Genomic DNA, 19389 nt, shown 5'->3' on the forward strand with positions numbered 1-19389 from the left:
GCGTGGCCTCCGGCAACGGCAAGGGCCAGATCTTCGTCAAGGGCGAGGTCATCAAGACCGTCCCCGAGCCGAAGATCGTGGAGACCCTCATCGAGGAGGCCATGAAGCTCGCCGAACAGATGGAGGAGGACGGCGTCGGGTCCGGCACTCCGACCGTCACCACACCGGGGGCATCCGGAGTCACCGTCGGTTGAACGTCTTATCAGCGAGTGAGCCGAAGGAGCCCGACACCGGCTACGGCGCTCCGGACGCGAACGAGCTCACACAAGGGGAGGCCCGAGCGTGACGATTCTGGAGAACATCCGGGGACCACGCGACCTGAAGGCGCTGTCGGAGGCGCAGCTATGTCAACTGGCCGAGGAGATCAGGGAGTTCCTGGTCCACGCCGTCGCCAGGACCGGTGGTCATCTGGGGCCCAACCTGGGGGTGGTGGAACTGTCCATCGCGCTCCACCGGGCCTTCGAGTCACCCGTCGACAGAATCTTGTGGGACACCGGTCATCAGAGCTATGTCCACAAGCTGCTGACGGGCCGTCAGGATTTCTCGAAGCTGCGCGGCAAGGGTGGCCTGTCCGGCTATCCGTCGCGCGAGGAGTCCGAGCACGACATCATCGAGAACAGCCATGCGTCCACCGCGCTCGGCTGGGCCGACGGGCTCGCCAAGGCCCGCCAGGTGCAAGGGGAGAAGGGCCATGTCGTCGCGGTCATCGGCGACGGCGCGCTGACCGGCGGCATGGCGTGGGAGGCGCTCAACAACATCGCCGCCGCCAAGGACCGCCCGCTGATCATCGTCGTCAACGACAACGAGCGCTCCTATGCGCCCACCATCGGCGGCCTCGCCAACCACCTCGCCACCCTGCGCACGACGGACGGCTACGAGAAGGTCCTGGCGTGGGGCAAGGAGGTGCTGCAGCGCACGCCCGTCATCGGGAACACCCTCTTCGAGGCCCTGCACGGCGCGAAGAAGGGCTTCAAGGACGCGTTCGCGCCGCAGGGCCTGTTCGAGGACCTGGGCCTGAAGTACGTCGGCCCGATCGACGGACACGACATCCGGGCCGTCGAGTCGGCGCTGCGCCGAGCGAAGCGCTTCCACGGGCCGGTGCTGATTCACTGCCTCACCGAGAAGGGCCGTGGCTACGAGCCCGCGCTCGCCCACGAGGAAGACCACTTCCACACGGTCGGCGTGATGGACCCGCTCACCTGCGAGCCCCTCGTGCCTGCGGGCGGACCGTCCTGGACCTCGGTGTTCGGCGACGAGATCGTGCAGATCGGCGAGGAGCGGGAGGACGTCGTGGCGATCACGGCGGCCATGCTGCACCCGGTGGGCCTGGCCAAGTTCGCCGAGCGGTTCCCGGACCGCGTGTGGGACGTCGGGATAGCCGAGCAGCACGCGGCGGTGTCCGCGGCCGGCCTCGCGACCGGCGGACTGCACCCCGTCGTGGCCGTCTACGCGACCTTCCTCAACCGCGCCTTCGACCAGCTCCTGATGGACGTCGCCCTGCACCGCTGCGGGGTCACCTTCGTCCTGGACCGGGCGGGCGTCACGGGCGTCGACGGACCGTCGCACAACGGCATGTGGGACATGTCGGTGCTCCAGGTCGTTCCGGGCCTCAGGATCGCCGCGCCGCGCGACGCCGACCAGCTGCGGGCGCAGCTGCGGGAGGCGGTCGCGGTCGACGACGCGCCGACCCTGATCCGCTTCCCGAAGGAGTCCGTGGCTCCGGCGATCCCTGCGGTGAACCGGGTGGGAGGACTGGACGTACTGCACCGCGCCGACCGGCCCGAGGTGCTCCTCGTCGCCGTCGGTGTCATGGCACCCGTCTGCCTCCAGGCCGCCGAGCTGCTTGAGGCCCGCGGGACCGGCTGCACGGTCGTCGACCCGCGCTGGGTCAAGCCCGTCGACCCCTCGCTGCCGGGGCTGGCCGCCGAGCACCGGCTCGTCGCGGTCGTCGAGGACAACTGCCGGTCCGCCGGGGTCGGCTCCGCGGTCGCGCTGGCGCTCGGCGACGCCGACGTCGACGTACCCGTGCGGCGGTTCGGGATCCCGGAGCAGTTCCTCGCCCACGCCAAGCGGAGCGAGGTGCTCGCGGACATCGGCCTGACGCCCGTCGAGGTCGCGGGGCGGATCAGCGCCGGTCTGGCCGCCGGGGATGAGCTGTCCAAGGACGAGCCGGCCAAGGAGAAACAGCCATGACCACCCCTTCCGGGAACCGGGAGTTCGACCTCGGCGCGCTCCTGGCCGAGCGCGGGGCCGAGCGCTACGAGCTGCACGCCAGATACCTCAATCACCAGCTTCCGCGCATGCTCCACACCATCGGCTTCGACAAGGTCTACGAGCGCGCCGAGGGCGCCCACTTCTGGGACGCGGACGGCAACGACTACCTGGACATGCTCGCCGGGTTCGGGGTGATGGGGCTGGGCCGCCACCATCCGGTGATCCGCAAGGCGCTGCACGACGTCCTGGACGCACAGCTCGCCGACCTCACCCGCTTCGACTGCCAGCCCCTGCCCGGGCTGCTGGCCGAGCGGCTGCTCGCCCACAGCCCCCATCTGGACCGGGTGTTCTTCGGCAACAGCGGGACCGAGGCCGTCGAGACCGCGCTGAAGTTCGCCCGGTACGCCACCGGCAGACCGCGGATCCTGTACTGCGGCCACGCCTTCCACGGGCTGACCGCCGGCTCCCTGTCCGTGAACGGCGAGTCGGGCTTCCGCGACGGCTTCGCCCCGCTGCTGCCCGACACGGCGGTCCCGCTCGGCGATCTCGACGCCCTGACCCGGGAGCTGCAGAAGGGGGATGTGGCGGCGCTCATCGTCGAGCCGATCCAGGGCAAGGGCGTCCACGAGACCCCGCCCGGCTATCTGCCCGCCGCCCAGGAGCTGCTGCACCGACACAAGGCGCTGTTGATCGCGGACGAGGTGCAGACCGGCCTAGGCCGCACCGGGGACTTCTACGCCCACCAGCACGAGAGCGGCGTCGAGCCGGACCTCGTGTGTGTGGCGAAGGCGCTCTCCGGAGGGTATGTGCCGGTCGGCGCGACCCTCGGCAAGGAGTGGATCTTCAGGAAGGTCTACTCGTCCATGGACCGGGTGCTCGTCCACTCGGCGAGCTTCGGGTCCAACGCACAGGCGATGGCGGCCGGGCTCGCCGTCCTGTCCGTGATGGAGAACGAGCAGGTCGTCGCGAACGCGCATGCCGTCGGGGAGCAGCTGAAGTCCCGGCTGACGGCCCTGATCGACAAGTACGAGTTGCTCAGCGACGTACGCGGCCGGGGCCTGATGATCGGCATCGAGTTCGGCCGGCCCAACTCCCTGAAGCTGCGTGGCCGATGGGCCATGCTCCAGGCGGCGCGCAAGGGACTGTTCGCGCAGATGGTCGTCGTCCCGCTGCTGCAACGGCACCGGATCCTCACCCAGGTCTCCGGTGACCATCTGGAGGTGATCAAACTGATTCCGCCACTGATCATCGGCGAGCGGGACGTCGACCGGTTCGTGGAGGCCTTCACCGCGGTCATGGACGACGCGCACGGCGGCGGGCTGGTGTGGGACTTCGGGAAGACGCTGATCAAGCAGGCGGTGGCGAACCGCTAGCGGTCACGGCGGGGAACCTTTGCCTCTGAGGCAAGGGATTTGCCAGAAAGGCAAGCCTGCGGCTCAATGGTGACATGAGCTCTCCCGAGACCGAGACCGGGCCGGCCGAGAACCTGCCCGTCGTGGCGCCACAGCTGCGTGCGCTGCGCCGCCGCGCCTCGCTCACCCTGGAGGCCGCGGCCCGTGCCGCCGGGCTGTCGCCCGCACACCTCTCCCGGCTGGAGACCGGGCAGCGACAGCCCTCGCTGCCGATGCTGCTCGCGCTCGCCCGTATCTACGGTACGACGGTCTCCGAGCTGCTGGGCGAGAGCGTCCCCGACCGGGACGCGGTCGTTCGCGCCCCCGACATGGAGCCCACCCGCGCGGGCGGCTGGACGTACTGGCAGGCCGGCGCGCCGGGCCGCGGGATGCAGGCGCTGCGCGTCCATGTCCCGTACGGCACCCAGGGCGACATCGTGCGCGTCCACCCCGGCGAGGAGTGGCTGTACGTCCTCGAGGGACGGTTGCGGCTGCGCCTCGGGGACGCCACCCACGTACTCGCCCCGGGGGACAGCGCGCACTTCGACTCGCTGACCCCGCACCGGCTCGCGGCCGCCGACCACGACGGGACCGAGCTGCTGTTCGTCCACACCCTCCTGCAGAGCCCGACCGCCACGCTCTGCCTCGGACCCACCCCTGGAGAGACACCATGACCGAGCAACCGGACACCCGCCCCCAGCGCACGTCGATGGAGGAGAAGTTCCCCCGTGCGCTGTGGATCCGATTGATCGTCTACATCGCGGTCGGCCACCTCTTCGCCGGCTTCGTCTACCTGCTCTTCTCGGTGGGCGCGAAGTAGGCAGCGGCGCGCGGCACGGGTTCGGCGCCCGCCGGTGGGCGGCTCAGTCCAGCAGCCGCTCGCGCAGCCGCTCCCGCACCGGCGGAGTGATCCGAAGCCCCCGCTCCAGATAGGTGTCGACGCCGCCCCAGGTCTCCTCGACGGTCTCGATCGCCGCCGCCAGATACTCGGCGCGCGCATCGAACAGGGGGCTGAGCAGCTCCATCACCTCGGGGGAGTACGCGTCGGCCGACGAACCGTTGCGGTGCACCTTGTACCGGCGGTGCTTCGCGTTGGACTCGAGGTAGTCACCGATGATCGCCTCGCGCTCCACGCCGAGGGCCAGCAGTGTCACCGCGATCGACAGACCCGCGCGGTCCTTGCCCGCGGCGCAGTGCATCAGCGCGGGCACGCTGTCCTCGGCCAGCGCGTGCAGCACCTGGGAGTGCTCGGCCGTGCGCTCCCTGATGATCGTGCGGTACGAGGTGACCATGCGGTTCGCGGCCCTGCCGTCGGCGAGGATCGCGCGCAGCTGCTCCAGGTCGCCGTTGCGCACCATCTTCCAGAACTCCGCGCCGTCCGCCGGATCGCTCAGCGGCAGATTGACGTTCCGCACCCCCGGCAGGTCGACGTCAGGGCCCTCCAGTTTCTTGTCTGCCGCGTTGCGGAAGTCGAAGATCGTGTGCAGGCCGAGGGAGGCGAGGAACGCCGCGTCGTCCTCCGTCGCGTGCGCGAGGTGACCGCTGCGGAAGAGCACTCCGTGCCGCACCCGTCGTCCGTCCACGGTCGGCAGACCGCCCACATCACGGAAGTTGCGCACACCGGTCAGCTCGGGCTCGGTAGACGGGACCTGCTGCGTCACGTGGGCTCCTCCCATCCGTCCGCCGGCGCTGCTCACCGACGGGCCGCGCATCGACGATACGACATGGGTTCATCAGGCAACCATCGGAGACCGAACGCACGTGCCGAACCCGGAAGGAAGGCATTGCCCGCGAGGCCCTCAAGGCCCGATGATGTTGCTACCTGATCGCACCTGTTCGGATCCGTGGGGGACCGATGTTGGAAATTGGCGCAGGCGGCCGTACCTGGCTGCTGTCGGGGCCCACGAGCAGCTACGCCCTGCACGTCACCGAGGGCGGCGAACTGCTGCATCTGCACTGGGGCCCGCGTATCGCCCTCGCCGATGCCGAAGCCCTCGCCGCGTTGCCCGCCCCCCGGTACCGGCCCTTCGAGTCCCCGCTCGACGGCCGTGAGGAGTACCCGGTCGAGGGCGGCCCCCGGTTCGTGCGCCCCGCCCTGTCCGTCCGCACCGAGGAGCGCCGCGGCACCGAGTGGGTCTTCGAGGGGCACGAGAGCGACGACACCAGTACCTCCGGTACCACCGACAGCACCGACAGCACCGACGGCATCGATGACGAGCTGCGGCTGCGGTTCACCGACGCCGGGCTGGCGATCACCCTCCACTACCGGATGCGCGGCGATGTCCTCGAGCGCTGGGTGACCCTCGCCAACGGCGGCCCGGCCCCCGTCGAACTCCTCCGTGCCGACTCGGCGACCTGGACCCTGCCCGAGCGCGACGGCTGGCGGCTGTCACAGCTGCACGGCCGCTGGGCGGCCGAGTCCCGGCTCGTACGGTCCGGCCTGACGTACGGCGAGAAGGTCATTGGCAGCCGCCGCGGCCACACCGGGCACCAGCATCTGCCGTGGGTCGCGCTCGAGGCGGACGCGACGGAGGAACGCGGTGAGGTCTACGGCTGCGCGCTCGCCTGGTCGGGCTCCTGGCGGATCGCCGTGGCGCAACTCCCGGACGCCCGGGTGCAGATCACCGGTGGGGCCGGGTACGACGACTCGGGCCTGCTGCGCCTGGCCGCGGGGGAGGCGTTCACCACCCCGGTCTTCGCCGGGCTGTGGAGCGACGGCGGCTTCGGTGGCGCGAGCCGCGCCTGGCACGCCTACCAGCGGGCGTACGTCATCCCGGACGCGGACCGGGACCGGCCCGTACTCTACAACTCCTGGGAGGCCACCGAGTTCCACATCTCCGAGGAGCAGCAGACGGCGCTTGCACGGCGGGCGGCGGCGATCGGCGTCGAGCTGTTCGTGGTCGACGACGGCTGGTTCGGCGCCCGGACCAGCGACCGTGCCGGTCTCGGCGACTGGCGGCCCAGCCACGACCGCTTTCCCTCCGGCCTCAAGCCGCTCGCCGACCACGTCCACGCCCTCGGGATGCAGTTCGGCATCTGGGTCGAGCCGGAGATGGTCAACCCGGACAGCGACCTCTATCGCGCGCACCCCGACTGGGTGCAGTACCAGCCGGGCCGCAAGCGGACGGAGTTCCGCAATCAGCTCGTCCTCAACCTCGCGCGCGAGGACGTCCAGGAGTACCTCTGGGAGCAGCTCGACGCGCTGCTCTCCAGCGCCCCGATCGACTACGTGAAGTGGGACTTCAACCGCTGCTTCACGGACGCCGGGTGGCCGGGCGAGCCGTACCCGCAGCGGCTGTGGGTGGACCATGTGCGCGCCCTGTACGCCCTGTTGGACCGGCTGCGGGCCGCGCACCCGGCCGTCGCCTTCGAGTCCTGCTCGGGCGGCGGCGGGCGGGTCGACCTCGGTGTCATGAGCCGTACGGACGAGGTGTGGACCTCTGACAACACCGATCCGCTCGACCGGCTCGCCACCCAGCACGGCTTCAGCCAGATCCATCCGGCCCGGGTCATGGCCGCCTGGGTCACCGACAGTCCGAACACACAGCTCAACGGGCGGGTCAGCTCCTTGCGCTTCCGGTTCGTGAGTTCCATGGCCGGGGTGCTCGGCGTCGGCGGCGACCTCGCGCAGTGGACCGAGGAGGAACTGGCCGAGGCCCGCGATTGGGTGGATCTCTACAAGGAGATCCGGCCCATCGTCCAGCGTGGCGACCTGTACCGGCTGCGGCCCCCGGACGGCGGACCGAGCGCCATCCAGTACGTCCTCGGCGACGAGTCCGTCGTCCTCGCCTGGCTGCAGGCTCAGCACTACGGCGAGCCGGTCCCTCCGCTGCGGCTGCGCGGCCTCGACCCGGCGGCGACGTACGCATGCGGTGAAACGGGCGAAGTGCACCGTGGCGCGGTGCTGTTGCACCACGGGCTGCGCACCGGACTGCACGGCGACCTCGACGCGACGGTCATCCGGCTGCGACGCATCCCAGGGATCTGAGGGGCAGCGGCTCGGCCTCTTCGACTCCGTACGGCGGCTCCTCCAACACCCCTGGCCGGAGGCTTATTCCGGAATGACCCACACGCGGCGAGTGGTTTATCTCACCGTCCGTCAACCCCGGCTTACGGTCGCGTAGCTCACATCCCAAGGTGAATCATGGACCGATGTGGCACACGATTCGAAGAATGACAACAGATCAGTGATCGGGTCGTACGTTGCGGTGGGGGACAGCTTCACCGAGGGCGTCGGTGACCCCGGCCCCGACGGGCGGTTCGTCGGCTGGGCCGACCGATTCGCGGTACTCCTCGCCGACCGGCGACCCGAGGGCGACTTCGACTACACCAACCTCGCCGTGCGCGGCAAGCTGCTCGACCAGATCGTCGCGGACCAGGTCCCCAAGGCCATCGAACTCGGCCCGGACCTGGTCTCGTTCTGCGCGGGCGGCAATGACATCATCCGGCCCGGCACCGACCCCGACGAGGTCGCCGAGCGCTTCGAGCGCGCCGTGGCCGAACTCAGCTCCGCCGTCGGCACCATCATGGTGACCACCGGCTTCGACACACGTGGCGTACCCGTGCTCAAGCATCTGCGCGGCAAGATCGCCACGTACAACGGGCACGTCCGGGCGATCGCCGATCGGTACGGCTGCCCGGTCCTCGACCTGTGGTCGCTGAAGACCGTCCAGGACCGGCGCGCCTGGGACGACGACCGTCTCCACCTCTCGCCCGAGGGGCACACCCGGGTCGCCCTGCGGGCGGGCCAGGTACTCGGCATCGAGGTGCCGGCCGATCCGGACCAGCCGTGGCCGCCGCTGCCGCCGCGCGGCACGCTCGAAGTACGGCGCGACGACATCCACTGGGCCCGTGAGTACCTGGTCCCGTGGATCGGGCGCCGGCTGCGCGGCGAGTCCTCCGGTGACCGTGTCGAGGCGAAGGGCACCCTGTCGCCGGACGACATCAAGATGGCGATCACACAGGCGGTCTGAGCGCGCCCCATAGTGGGCCCGGGCGGTGCGTCCGGGCCCACTGGTGTCCGTGGGTCCGGCGGCGGAGGACCCTCGCGCAGGGGAGGTCGGTCTCTCGTCGGGGTACGGCGGCGGACGGTAGGTCAGACCCTCGTTGCGGTCAACGCCTCGCGCTCCAGGCCCAGTTCGCGTGCGAGCGCCTCGTCCACCCACTCCTGGGCGTGGGCCCGTGACACCGCGCCCTCGTACGCCGTCATCTGCACGGCGAGCCCGTCCAGCAGCGCGGTCAGCCGCAGCGCGGTTCCCGCGGGGTCGGGGCAGCGGAACTCGCCCGCGGCCACCCCTTCCGCCACCACCTCGGTGATCGCGGCCTTCCACTGCCGGTCGAGGTCCCGTGCGACCTCCCGCAGCGCGGGCTCGCGCAGCGCCGAGGCCCAGCCCTCGATCCACAGCCGCCAGCCCTTGGCCTGGCCGGTCGGCGCGTACCAGCGCACCGCCGCCCGCAGCCGGCGCAGCGCCGACGTACGGCGGCCGAGCAGCTTGCGCAGATGCGCGAGATCATCCTCGGCGGCGTACGCGAACGCCGCGGCCACCAGCTTCTCCTTGGTGGAGAAGTGGTAGAGCACCAGCGCGTTGCTCACCCCGAGGGCCGAGGCCACGTCGGCGATCCGCACCGCCGCCACGCCCCGCGCCTCGATCTGCCCGATGGCGGCCCGCAGCAGCTCCTCGCGCCGCTGGGCCACGCTCAACCGCACCCTCGTCACGCGGCCACCCTACGTCACCGGTACCACCCGAAACGCTCGGCGATCACTGGCAGCCGGTCGGCCACGAGCGCGTGCGCAGCCGCCCGCGGACTGGTCCCTTCGGCCTCCGCCCGGTCCAGCATCCGCCCGACCAGCGTCCGCATCGAGCGCCGCGTGTACGCGAACGCCTCGTTCGCGTCGGCCTCTATGTCCCCGAACAGCGTCCACCACCACCAGGCGTTCGTCCCCGAGTTGACGACCACGTCCGGCAGCACGGTCACGCCGCGCGCGGCGAGCAGTTCCTCCGCCGCGGGCAGCACCGGCATATTGGCCGCCTCCACGATCCACCGGGCGCCGATGCGTGCCTGGTTCCCGGTGTCGACGGCGTACGAGACCGCCGCCGGCACCAGCACCTCGGCCTCGGCCGACAGCCAGGCGCCGCCCGGCAGTTCGCGGTCCGCGGGGCGCAGCGCGGAGCGGTCCACCGTTCCGTGGGCATCGCGCGCGGCGAGCAGCGCCTCGACGTCCAGCCCGTCGGGGTTGACGATCGTGCCCTTGACGTCCGCGACGGCCACGACCGCCAGCCCGGCGCGCGCCAGGAAGCGCGCTGTGGCCCCGCCCATGGTGCCGAAGCCCTGCACGGCCACGCGAGTGCCCGCGTACGGCGCACCCGTCCGGTCCAGTGCGGTGAGCACGGACTCGGCGACTCCGCACCCGCCCACCAGCCCGTCCAGCCCCACGCCGTCCACCTCCACGGCGAACGCGTCCGCAAGCCGTTTGCGGGCCGCAGCCTCGTCGTCGAGGAGCGGATACACGGCCTGGACGGACGAGACCAGCCCCGCTTCGGCGGCCGCCCGGTCCACCAGGTCCTGGGTGAGCCCCAGGTCCTCGCCGGTGGTCCAGATGCTCTCGATGTACGGCTTCATGGCGCGCAGATACCGCGCGAGCACTCCGTACGCCTCCGGGGCCCGGGGGTCGCAGTCGATGCCGCCCTTGGCGCCGCCCAGGGGGACGTACCGGCTCTCGGGGTTGTAGTGCAGCACCTCCTTCATGGTCATGCCGCGGGCCAGGCCGGTGACCTCGTCCAGCGTGCAGCCCGGACGCATGCGCAACCCGCCGCTGGCGACTCCCCTGACAAGCCGGTCGACGACGAGGAAGCCCCGTCGGCCGGTGACGTGGTCGGTCCAGACGAGCGTCATGAGGGGAGTGTCCCGATCGGTGGTCATGCGCCTCACTGTACTGAACGACAGTTCAGTTGCCTGCGCAGGTTCCGGCCGGGCGGGGCCGGATGCCCACGCCCTTCCGGTGGGCGCTGCTGCGCGGAGGCCGCGCGCTGTGCCGTGCGCGGCGGGTCACAGGAGTCCTTGAAGCCCTGACTGGTCGGACCCGGCGCGGTGTTGATGCGTGAGCGCAGGTTCTCCACCGCGACCACCGCCGTGAGCTCGACGAAACGGGCTCGCCCGGCGGCCCACGAGCCGGGCGGCGAGGCCGTCGTCGACGGCGGGCGGGTTGGCCGTCACCGCCTCGGCGCAGATCGGTCCGGAGCACCCGCGGATGATGGGCGAGCGCCTCGCCCGGGTCGAGCACCTTGCCGTACGCCCGCTTCGAATACCACTCCAGACGCGGAAGAAGAGCGTGCGGCGCGGGGTTGGGGAGACATGGGCCATGAGGCACCTCCAGCCGTCGTTCCCGGGCGCTCCGAGCGAGCGCCCGCGCCGTACGACGGACCGGCGCCCCGTGGATGTGACATCCGGGCCCGCACGTCGCGCCGTGTGCCGGGGACGTCGCGCCGTGACATGCCCGACCCGGTGCTGTCAGTGGGGCCGACCATAATGGAAGGCCTCATCACTCCACTGGAGGTCCCGTGACCGGTTTCCGTTCCTTGAGCTCCGGGCTCCGGGCGATACAGCCCGCAGCCTTCGGTGCGGAGCCGAGCGGGGAGCGCCTGGCGCGCATCCGCAGATCGCCGCACTTCGCGGACGGCGTCTTCGTGAACCCGGAGGGCACCCGCACCCGGCCTTCGGGCGGCTCCGCGCTGGAGCTGGCGAAGGTCTTCTTCCGCAAGGAGGCCCGCGTCCGCCGCGCCCCGGCCGGCACGGTGCCGGTCCACCCGACGACGTACGCCGACCTGGCAAAACCCCCGGTGAGCGGCCTGAGGCTGACCTGGATGGGGCACTCCAGCGTGCTCGCCGAGATCGACGGACACCGGGTGCTCTTCGACCCGGTCTGGGGTCAGCGCTGCTCCCCCCTCGACTTCATCGGCCCCAAGCGGCTGCACCCGGTGCCCCTGCCGCTGGCCGCGCTCGGTCCGGTCGACGTCGTGGTCATCTCCCACGACCACTACGACCACCTCGACATGCCCACCATCAAGGCGCTGGCCGGCACGGACACCGTGTTCGCGATACCGCTCGGCGTCGGCGCCCACCTGGAACATTGGGGTGTCTCGGCGGACCGGCTGCGCGAGCTGGACTGGCACGAGTCCACGAAGGTCGGCGGCCTCACCCTGACCGCCACACCGGCCCGCCACTTCTGCGGCCGCGGTCTGCGCAACACCCAGCACACGCTGTGGGCGTCGTGGTCCGTGGCGGGCGACGAGCACAGGATCTACCACAGCGGCGACACCGGCTACTTCGAGGGCTTCAAGGCCATCGGCGCGGAACACGGGCCGTTCGACGCCACGATGGTCCAGCTCGGTGCCTACTCCGAGTTCTGGCCCGACATCCACATGACGCCCGAGGAGGGCATGCGCGCCCACCTCGACCTCCAGGGCGGACAGCCGCACGGTGTGCTGCTGCCGATCCACTGGGGTACGTTCAACCTTGCCCCGCATCCCTGGGCCGAGCCCGGCGAGTGGACGAAGGGTGCTGCTGACGCTGTCGGGCAGGCAGTTGCCCTTCCGGTCCCGGGCCAGCCGTTCGAGCCCGCCGGGGCCTTGCCCACCGATCCGTGGTGGCGCGGTGTGGGGTACGTGCCCGACCAGAAGTGGCCCGTCCCGGAGATCGCTCCGAAGGCGACCAGGGAAGACCTCGATCTGGTGGGCGAGGTCTGATCAGGGACGAGTCGAGGCGCGCTGCGGATAGCCTCGCGGCCATGCCGGAGGCTGAGCGGGAGCGGGTCCTCGAGCGATCGGGGGGCCGCCCGAGGCCACATCACGAATTCAACTTCAGTGGTGACGTCCACGCCACGGGCGGCCCCTGGCTCGGCCTCGGACAGTCCAGCACGCCGAGGCTCCGGACAGGTGCCGATGCCTGCGAGAGGCGCGGCCGCGCCGTCAAAACTCCAATTCGTGCTCGATGGCGGCCAGTTCCTCCGGGGTGCCCTGGACCTTCGGGCCCGTGAACCACTTGCGGGCCGAGATCAGCCACCAGATGCCGGCGAAGCCGAGGACCAGGAGGACGGCGACCGGGGTGTAGTTGAAGGTCTTCGCCGTGACCGGGCTGGTCGTCGGCAGCATGAACAGCACGGTGATGATCAGGGTCCACGCGACGGCGACGACGCCGACCGGCTTGCTCCAGCGGCCCAGATGCCACGGGCCGCGTTCGAAGCGGTCGCCCTGCAGCAGGCGCAGGAACACGGGCAGGACATAGGCGATGTACAGGCCGATGACGGCGATCGAGGTGACAGCCGCGTACGCAGTCGCGTTCCACAGGTAGGGCAGACCCAGCAGGAAGGCGCCGCCGGTGGCCAGCCAGACCGCGTTGGTCGGGGTCTTGGTGCGTTTGTTGATGCGGTGCCACACCTGGGAGCCGGGCAGTGCGCCGTCACGGGAGAACGCGTAGATCATGCGCGAGTTGGCGGTGACCGAGGACATGCCGCAGAAGAACTGGGCGCCGATGGCGATGAGCAGCAGCAGCTTGCCGCCCGTCGCGCCCACCGCGTCGATGAAGATCTGCGCCGGGGGAACGCCGGTGGCGCTGCCCAGTTCGCCGTCGTAGTTCTGGATCGCGAAGGTGATGCCGATCAGCAGGACCCAGCCCGCGATCAGCGACACCAGGATCGACATCACGATGCCGCGCGGACCGGACCTCGCCGCGTCGTGGGTCTCCTCGGTCATGTGCGCCGAGGCGTCGTAGCCGGTGAAGGTGTACTGGGCCAGGAGCAGGCCGAGCAGCCCGACGTACAGGCCGGAGTGCCAGCCGGTCCCGTTCACGAAGTGGGTGAACACGAACCCGGCGGACTGGTGCCTGGACGGTACGACGACGAGGGCGCCCACGATGACCAGCACCCCGAGGACGTGCCACCACACGCTGACGTTGCCGAGGAGGGAGACCAGCTTCACGCCGAAGGTGTTCAGCAGGCCGTGCGCCGCGAGCACCACCGCGAACAGCAAAATGGTGTGCCCGGGAGTCGCCGTGAAGCCGAACTGCAGATCCAGCAGGGCGTTGAGGAAGAACGCCGCCCCGAAGTCGACTCCCGCTGTCACCGCCACCTGGCCGAGGAAGTTGAACCAGCCCGTGAACCAGGACCACGCCGGTCCGTGGGACGGGGCAAGCTTGGCCGCCCAGTAGTACAGGCCGCCCGCGGTGGGATAGCTGGAGCAGACCTCGGCCATGGCCAGGCCCACGAACAGGGTCATGGCGCCGACGAGCGGCCAGCCCCAGGTGATCAGCGCCGGTCCGCCGGTGGCCATGCCGAAGCCGTACAGCGTCAGGCATCCGGACAGCACCGAGATGATCGTGAACGAGATGGCGAAGTTGGAGAAGGCCGACATCGAACGGGTCAGTTCCTGGGCGTAGCCCAGTTCGTGCAGGCGTTGTTCGTCGCCGGACGGCAGCTTGTCCGGCTTCAGCCGGGTCGGGGACTTGTCGGTGGACATGCGGGCCTCCTCGGGCTCGGGCAGTCGCCGTTGGTGGGGCGCGGGGGCGGACCGCTCGTTGCCTTGAATCAAAGGTTTGAGGCGATACCTTTGCCGTCAATGCGGCCACGCGCAAGAGGTGGGGCGTTAAACGCCGGTAACCAATCGGCCGCGGCTGCCCGGGAGGGAGGCCCGGCGGGGGCCCGTACGCCGGAAACCTCGCAGCTCAGCGGGGTCCCCACGGAGTGACCGGGCGGCCACGCAGGCCGCGTGCGCCGCGCCTTCCCGCAGGGCCGCCGCCGACGCGGTCTGCTGCCGCTGGGAGAGCTCCAGGCTGCGCATCGGCAGCCGGCCCCCCGGGCCGCGTCCTCGACGTCCGGCGGACCCTCAGCCCCACCAATGGTCTGCAAGGGTGCCTTACGTCTGGCTCCATGACCTTTGCTCTCGGTCCTGCGCGGTCCCGCAGAACGGGCAGCGGGCACCGCTCGCCTGCGTCAGCAGAGTGGGAAGGGGGGCGTGGAGAATCTCCTCGCGAGGCAGAGTGGGGGCGAAGTGCTGTGGTGGAGGCCACAATTCCGGCGGGAGCGCCGCGCGTGCACTTCGTCCCGTCCGTCCGGGCGGAGCAACGGAATGGTCCGAGTCGCGTCTTTGCGTCAAGATGCCCCGGATCCATGAGACTTGCTCGTTGTCCGCAACAATTGTTCGTTGCCGCAGGGCAACACCCGCGCGCAGGCGAACGGCGACGGCCGGCCTCCGGCCGTCGCTAGTCGATGCCGGGCAGCGCCCGGGCCAGGATCGCGTCGAGGCCGGCGGAATCGGGCAGCGTGCCGAAGGCGTGTCCCCAGTCGCCGCCCAGCCGGGTCGCGCAGAATGCGTCGGCGACGGCGGGCGGGGCGTGGCGGACCAGGAGAGAGGCTTGCAGGGTCAGGGCCATCAGCTCCACCAGTCGGCGGGCGCCCGCCTGAGAACCCTCGGCCAGTCGGCCCTTGAGCCGGGTCACGGCCCCATCGAGCCTGGGGTCGGCGCCCTGGGCCAGGGCAAGTTCGGCGAACAGTGCCTCGACCGTGCCGGGTTCCCGGCTCAACGCCCTGAGGACGTCGAGGGCGTTGACGTTTCCGGAGCCCTCCCAGATGGAGAGCAGGGGCGCCTCGCGGTAGTGGCGGGGCATGCCGGATTCCTCGACGTAGCCATTGCCACCCAGACACTCCAGGGCCTCGGCGGTGAAGGCCGGGCCGCGCTTGGTGACCCAGTACTTGCCCGCGGCGGTCGCGATCCGGCGGAAAGCCGCCTCGTGCGCATCGCCGCGGACGGCCCGGTCGGCCGCTCCGGCCAGCCGTAGCGTGAGTGTCGTGGCGGCCTCGGACTCCAGCGCGAGATCTGCCAGGACGTTGCGCATGAGTGGCTGGTCGGCAAGCCGCGCGCCGAACGCGCTGCGGTGCCGCACGTGGTGCGCCGCCTCGACGAGGGTCTTGCGCATCAGCGTCGCCGACGACATGACACAGTCGAGCCGGGTGCAGTTGACCATGTCGATGATCGTCTTGACGCCTCGCCCCTCGGGCCCGACGAGCCAGGCGACCGTCCCGTCGAACTCCGGCTCGGAGGAGGCGTTGGAGCGGTTGCCCAGCTTGTCCTTCAGCCGCTGGATGCGGAAGGTGTTGCGGCTGCCGTCGGGCAGTACGCGCGGCACGAGGAAACAGGACAGGCCGCCCGGCGCCTGGGCCAGGACCAGGAAGACGTCACACATCGGCGCCGACGTGAACCACTTGTGCCCGCGCAGCGTGTACACCCCGGGCTCGGCGGTGGGGGTCGCCGCGGTGGTGTTCGTACGGACGTCGGAGCCGCCCTGCTTCTCGGTCATCCCCATGCCCGCGAGGATGCCGGGCTTCTCGGCGGGTGTCCGCAGACCGGGCTCGTACACCCGGCTGACCAGCAGTGGTTCGTACACCTCGGCGAGGTCCGGCTGGTGGCGCAGGGCGGGGACGGCGGCATACGTCATCGACGTCGGGCAGCCGTGACCGGCCTCGGTGTGACCCCAGACCAGTCCGCTCGCCGTACGGGCGACATGCGCACCGGGCCGGTCGTCCGCCCACGGCGTGGCGGCGAGGCCCTCGGCGACCGCCACCCGCATCAGATGATGCCAGCTCTCGTGGAACTCGACCTCGTCCACGCGGTGGCCGTACCGGTCGTGCGTACGCAGCTCGGGCTCGTGTCGATTGGCCTGCTCGCCCCACTCCTGGGCCTCTTCGCTGCCGGCCCGGCGGCCGAGACGCCGTACGTCCTCCTCGGCCCAGCCGGCGCCCTCCCGGCGCAGCCCTTCCAGCAGGGCGGTGTCATCGGACGCGTCGTAGGGGGCCAGGGACGGGGGCTGGTTGGTGACCGAGTGCGTCGCGTACTGCTCGTGCCGCGCATGGGTGAGTGTCGGGGCCATGCGGGCAGTGTTACACCATTCGTGCGACCGCAGCAATCATGTAACACCAAAGGTGTCCCCGTACAGTACGGGCCATGCGCACCACCGCGTCCACGCACCACGGCGAGTTCAGGCTGCGGCCCCTGTCCGCCCGGTCCGTCGTCCTGAGTCTGCTGCTGGGCGTGCACCCGCCCGAGCTGCCGGTGAAGGACCTGGTGCGCTGTGTGGAGCCGTTCGGTATCTCGGGGTCCACGCTGCGGGCCGCGCTCAGCCGGATGGTGGCGTCCGGCGACCTCCGGCGCGCCGACGCCGTCTACCGCCTCAGCGACCGGCTGCTGGAGCGCCAGCGCCGCCAGGACGACGCCGTGCATCCGGACACCTGGCCCTGGGACGGTGACTGGGAGATGGTCGTGGTCACCGCGACGGGGCGTGGCGCCGCCGAACGCGCCGAACTGCGCGAGCGGTTGACCCGGCTCCGGCTCGCGGAGCTCCGCGAGGGCCTTTGGCTGCGTCCGGCGAATCTGCGCCGCGCCCGGCCTGACGACGTCGCAGGCGTCACCCAGCGGTTCACCGCCCGGCCCGAACGGTCCGCGCACGAACTTGCCGGGAGCCTGTGGCCGCTCGACGCATGGGCCGGAACGGCGCGTGCCCTGCTCGACCACATCGGGCGATCGCGGCGGCCCGCCGAACGCTTCACCGCCTTCGCGGCCGTCGTACGCCATCTGCTCGCCGACCCGGTCCTGCCGGCCGAACTCCTGCCCGCCGACTGGCCGGCGCCGGATCTGCGGGCGGCGTACACGGACTATCGGCGAGAGGTGGGCGAGGTGGTGCGCGGCGGGGTCGGGGCGGTGTGATGCGCCGACTCCTTCCGTCAGTTCCTGTCGGTGGCCCCCGGCCGACGGGCCGGCCGAAGGCCGGGTTGATGGCTCAGGCAATGGCTCAGTCAACGCCTCGGTCAATGGCCCGGTCTGTCTGATTCGGCCAATGGCTCGGCCTGGTCCGGCCCGGCCTGTCCGGTTTGGCCAATGAGCACGGTCTGGCCCGGTCTGGTCCGGCCAGGTCAATGGCCAGGTCCGGCCAGGACAATGGCCCGGCCGACGCGTGGTGCCGATACGGCGGGTGACCTTTTCGGAGCGAGGGCGGCAGGCCGGGGGAGCCGGAGGCGGTCCCGGCGGGCTGATCCGCGCTCGCCGTTCGATCGGCGGCGAGGGTCGAGGGGTGGAGAAGTCCTCCACCGTCGCCTTCTGTTCGCGACCGCTTCTGACCAGCTCTGATCGGTTCGCTCGCGCACGGGAACGCATTCCTGACGCTGTTATCGGTCTGTCGTACGAGACCTCATACCAGAGCGGGAAGCTCTCCGGAGGACTTTGTCAACAGCCCACCGCACATGCCTCGTTCGCGACTACTCTGAGTTGCCGTCGGGCGACGCAGAGCCGATTCTTCGTCTCTCCCGTCCGGCGCCGCGATGGCGCATGCCCGAGTCGCGCAGACCCGCGGGAGCCCCACGCCCCCGACGCACCCAGTACGAGGACACCGATGTCTCACCTTCGCGCACCGGCCGTACGCGCAGACCGCCGTGACGGCGGTCGGCACGGGCGACCGGTCGCCCGTCCCGTCCCCTCACCTCCCGAGACCCCGATACGGCCCCAGCTGCTGCGCCTGGCAATCCTGCCGCCCGTCGCGGTGGCCCTGAGCGCCTGCGCCGCCGTGCTCTTCACCGTCCGCTCCACCGGCGCACGCCCCACCCCGGTGCTCTGGGCCGTGCTCGCGGGTGCCCTCGGAGTGACCCTCGCGGGAATCCTGATAGCCGCTGTGGCCGCCGAGCGCGCCGCCCGGTCCGTGAGCCAACGGCTCGAGGCGCTGCGCCTCGTCAGCGCCCGTGGCGAGTCCGACCTGCGCGACCTGGTCGCTTCACTGCGCCGTGGCGAGGCGCCGCCCGCGCGCAGACCGCCCGGCACACCGCCCGCGGACGCCGACGACTTCGAACTGCTCGCCGCCGAGCTGGAGCGTGCCCACGGCGGCGCCGTCGCGGCTGTCGTCCAGGCCGTGCAGCTCTCCAGTCACGCGGGCAGCGAGCAGAAGCTCGAGGTGTTCGTCAACCTCGCGCGGCGCCTTCAGTCGCTCGTGCACCGGGAGATCTCGATCCTCGACGAGCTGGAGAACGAGATCGAGGACCCCGACCTGCTCAAGGGCCTCTTCCATGTCGACCACCTCGCCACCCGCATCCGGCGCCATGCCGAGAACCTCGCCGTGCTCGGCGGAGCCGTCTCGCGTCGCCAGTGGAGCAATCCGGTCCCCATGACCGAGGTGCTGCGCTCCGCGATCGCCGAGGTCGAACAGTACTCGCGGGTCAAGCTCGTACCCCCGATCGAGGGCACCCTGCGCGGTCACGCCGTCGCCGACGTCATCCACCTGCTGGCCGAACTCGTCGAAAACGCCACCGTGTTCTCGGCGCCGAACACCCAGGTGCTGCTGCGCGCGGGCCTGGTCACCTCGGGGCTCGCCGTCGAGGTCGAGGACCGCGGACTCGGGATGCCGCCGACCGAGCAGACCAGGATGAACGCACTGCTCGACGACCCCGACCAGGTCAACGTCGCCGGACTGCTGGCGGACGGCCGCATCGGCCTGTTCGTGGTCTCCCAGCTCGCCCGTCGGCACGGCATCCATGTACGGCTCCAGACCAACATCTACGGCGGAGTGCAGGCCGTGCTCGTCGTGCCGCAGGGGCTGCTCGGCCCGGCGCCCGGCACGGCCGACACCCTGACGCCGGTGGTGCCGCCGCGCACGGCCACCGTCAGCGGGTCCCTCGGCACGGCCGGTCCAACCGGCGCCCAGGGGGCGGCCCCCGGCGACCCGCACGCCAGGGCCGGGACGCCGGAGGCCACCC

At 71.1% G+C, this 19389-nt stretch carries 14 protein-coding genes and 1 pseudogene; 10 read left to right on the top strand and 5 right to left on the bottom strand.

What is annotated here, in order from left to right; all coding sequences use genetic code 11:
- From AAW14_RS37345 to AAW14_RS37365, 5 genes and pseudogenes are all read left to right on the top strand, one after another.
- Positions 1-194, top strand: a pseudogene (locus AAW14_RS37345) (4-hydroxy-3-methylbut-2-en-1-yl diphosphate synthase); the annotation flags it as partial.
- Between the two features lie 88 nt (positions 195-282).
- Positions 283-2193, top strand: a complete 1911-nt coding sequence (gene dxs, locus AAW14_RS37350; protein WP_265568915.1) for a 1-deoxy-D-xylulose-5-phosphate synthase — start codon at positions 283-285, stop codon at positions 2191-2193.
- Complete coding sequence (locus AAW14_RS37355) at positions 2190-3587, top strand: aspartate aminotransferase family protein (RefSeq protein WP_265568916.1); 1398 nt, start codon at positions 2190-2192, stop codon at positions 3585-3587. Before dxs ends, AAW14_RS37355 begins: the two co-directional genes overlap by 4 nt.
- Positions 3588-3661: 74 nt before the next feature.
- Positions 3662-4279, top strand: a complete 618-nt coding sequence (locus AAW14_RS37360) for a helix-turn-helix domain-containing protein (protein WP_265568917.1) — start codon at positions 3662-3664, stop codon at positions 4277-4279.
- The gene (locus AAW14_RS37365; protein ID WP_265568918.1) at positions 4276-4425 is read left to right on the top strand and encodes a DUF6126 family protein; all 150 of its coding nucleotides are present in this window, start codon (positions 4276-4278) and stop codon (positions 4423-4425) included. The genes AAW14_RS37360 and AAW14_RS37365 overlap by 4 nt, the downstream gene beginning before the upstream one ends.
- 43 nt (positions 4426-4468) lie before the next feature.
- Here AAW14_RS37365 and AAW14_RS37370 read toward each other — a convergent pair whose 3' ends face one another.
- Entirely contained in the window at positions 4469-5266 is a 798-nt protein-coding gene (locus AAW14_RS37370) for a tyrosine-protein phosphatase (RefSeq protein ID WP_265568920.1), read from the bottom strand.
- Positions 5267-5460: 194 nt separating this feature from the next.
- Between AAW14_RS37370 and AAW14_RS37375 the strand changes: the two genes are divergently transcribed.
- The gene (locus AAW14_RS37375) at positions 5461-7593 is read left to right on the top strand and encodes an alpha-galactosidase (RefSeq protein WP_265568921.1); all 2133 of its coding nucleotides are present in this window, start codon (positions 5461-5463) and stop codon (positions 7591-7593) included.
- Positions 7594-7792: 199 nt separating this feature from the next.
- Positions 7793-8578 (top strand): SGNH/GDSL hydrolase family protein, encoded by a 786-nt coding sequence (locus AAW14_RS37380; RefSeq protein WP_265568922.1) that lies wholly within the window; start codon positions 7793-7795, stop codon positions 8576-8578.
- Between the two features lie 122 nt (positions 8579-8700).
- Here AAW14_RS37380 and AAW14_RS37385 read toward each other — a convergent pair whose 3' ends face one another.
- Together AAW14_RS37385 and AAW14_RS37390 are read right to left on the bottom strand one after the other, a co-directional pair.
- Complete coding sequence (locus tag AAW14_RS37385; RefSeq protein WP_265568923.1) at positions 8701-9321, bottom strand: TetR/AcrR family transcriptional regulator; 621 nt, start codon at positions 9319-9321, stop codon at positions 8701-8703.
- A gap of 14 nt (positions 9322-9335) precedes the next feature.
- A complete protein-coding gene (locus tag AAW14_RS37390) occupies positions 9336-10526 on the bottom strand; it encodes a Glu/Leu/Phe/Val dehydrogenase dimerization domain-containing protein (protein ID WP_265568924.1) in 1191 nt (396 codons plus the stop codon).
- Positions 10527-11164: 638 nt separating this feature from the next.
- On the opposite strand from AAW14_RS37390, the gene AAW14_RS37395 reads away from it, so the two are divergent.
- Positions 11165-12349 carry an MBL fold metallo-hydrolase gene (locus AAW14_RS37395; protein WP_265568925.1) on the top strand — a complete coding sequence of 395 codons (1185 nt, stop codon included), beginning with the start codon at positions 11165-11167 and terminating at the stop codon, positions 12347-12349.
- A gap of 222 nt (positions 12350-12571) precedes the next feature.
- Here AAW14_RS37395 and AAW14_RS37400 read toward each other — a convergent pair whose 3' ends face one another.
- Both AAW14_RS37400 and AAW14_RS37405 read right to left on the bottom strand, forming a co-directional pair.
- Positions 12572-14116, bottom strand: a complete 1545-nt coding sequence (locus AAW14_RS37400) for an amino acid permease (RefSeq protein WP_265568926.1) — start codon at positions 14114-14116, stop codon at positions 12572-12574.
- A gap of 742 nt (positions 14117-14858) precedes the next feature.
- The gene (locus AAW14_RS37405; protein ID WP_265568927.1) at positions 14859-16523 is read right to left on the bottom strand and encodes an acyl-CoA dehydrogenase family protein; all 1665 of its coding nucleotides are present in this window, start codon (positions 16521-16523) and stop codon (positions 14859-14861) included.
- Positions 16524-16597: 74 nt separating this feature from the next.
- Here AAW14_RS37405 and AAW14_RS37410 point away from each other — a divergent pair, with 74 nt between their 5' ends.
- Positions 16598-17356, top strand: a complete 759-nt coding sequence (locus tag AAW14_RS37410) for a PaaX family transcriptional regulator C-terminal domain-containing protein (RefSeq protein ID WP_265568928.1) — start codon at positions 16598-16600, stop codon at positions 17354-17356.
- Between the two features lie 682 nt (positions 17357-18038).
- Positions 18039-19389 (top strand): sensor histidine kinase (locus AAW14_RS37415; RefSeq protein WP_265568929.1); only part of this gene is annotated, 1351 nt, incomplete at its 3' end.

Origin of the sequence: Streptomyces hygroscopicus (assembly GCF_026168105.1) — a bacterium.
GTDB lineage: Bacteria > Actinomycetota > Actinomycetes > Streptomycetales > Streptomycetaceae > Streptomyces > Streptomyces hygroscopicus_D.

Coding starts and splice junctions, on each gene's coding strand:
- AAW14_RS37355 (WP_265568916.1), top strand. CDS start 2,190: ATGACCACCCCTTCCGGGAACCGGGAGTTCGACCTCGGCGCGCTCCTG.
- AAW14_RS37360 (WP_265568917.1), top strand. CDS start 3,662: ATGAGCTCTCCCGAGACCGAGACCGGGCCGGCCGAGAACCTGCCCGTC.
- AAW14_RS37365 (WP_265568918.1), top strand. CDS start 4,276: ATGACCGAGCAACCGGACACCCGCCCCCAGCGCACGTCGATGGAGGAG.
- AAW14_RS37375 (WP_265568921.1), top strand. CDS start 5,461: ATGTTGGAAATTGGCGCAGGCGGCCGTACCTGGCTGCTGTCGGGGCCC.
- AAW14_RS37390 (WP_265568924.1), bottom strand. CDS start 10,526: ATGACCACCGATCGGGACACTCCCCTCATGACGCTCGTCTGGACCGAC.
- AAW14_RS37400 (WP_265568926.1), bottom strand. CDS start 14,116: ATGTCCACCGACAAGTCCCCGACCCGGCTGAAGCCGGACAAGCTGCCG.
- AAW14_RS37405 (WP_265568927.1), bottom strand. CDS start 16,523: ATGGCCCCGACACTCACCCATGCGCGGCACGAGCAGTACGCGACGCAC.
- AAW14_RS37410 (WP_265568928.1), top strand. CDS start 16,598: ATGCGCACCACCGCGTCCACGCACCACGGCGAGTTCAGGCTGCGGCCC.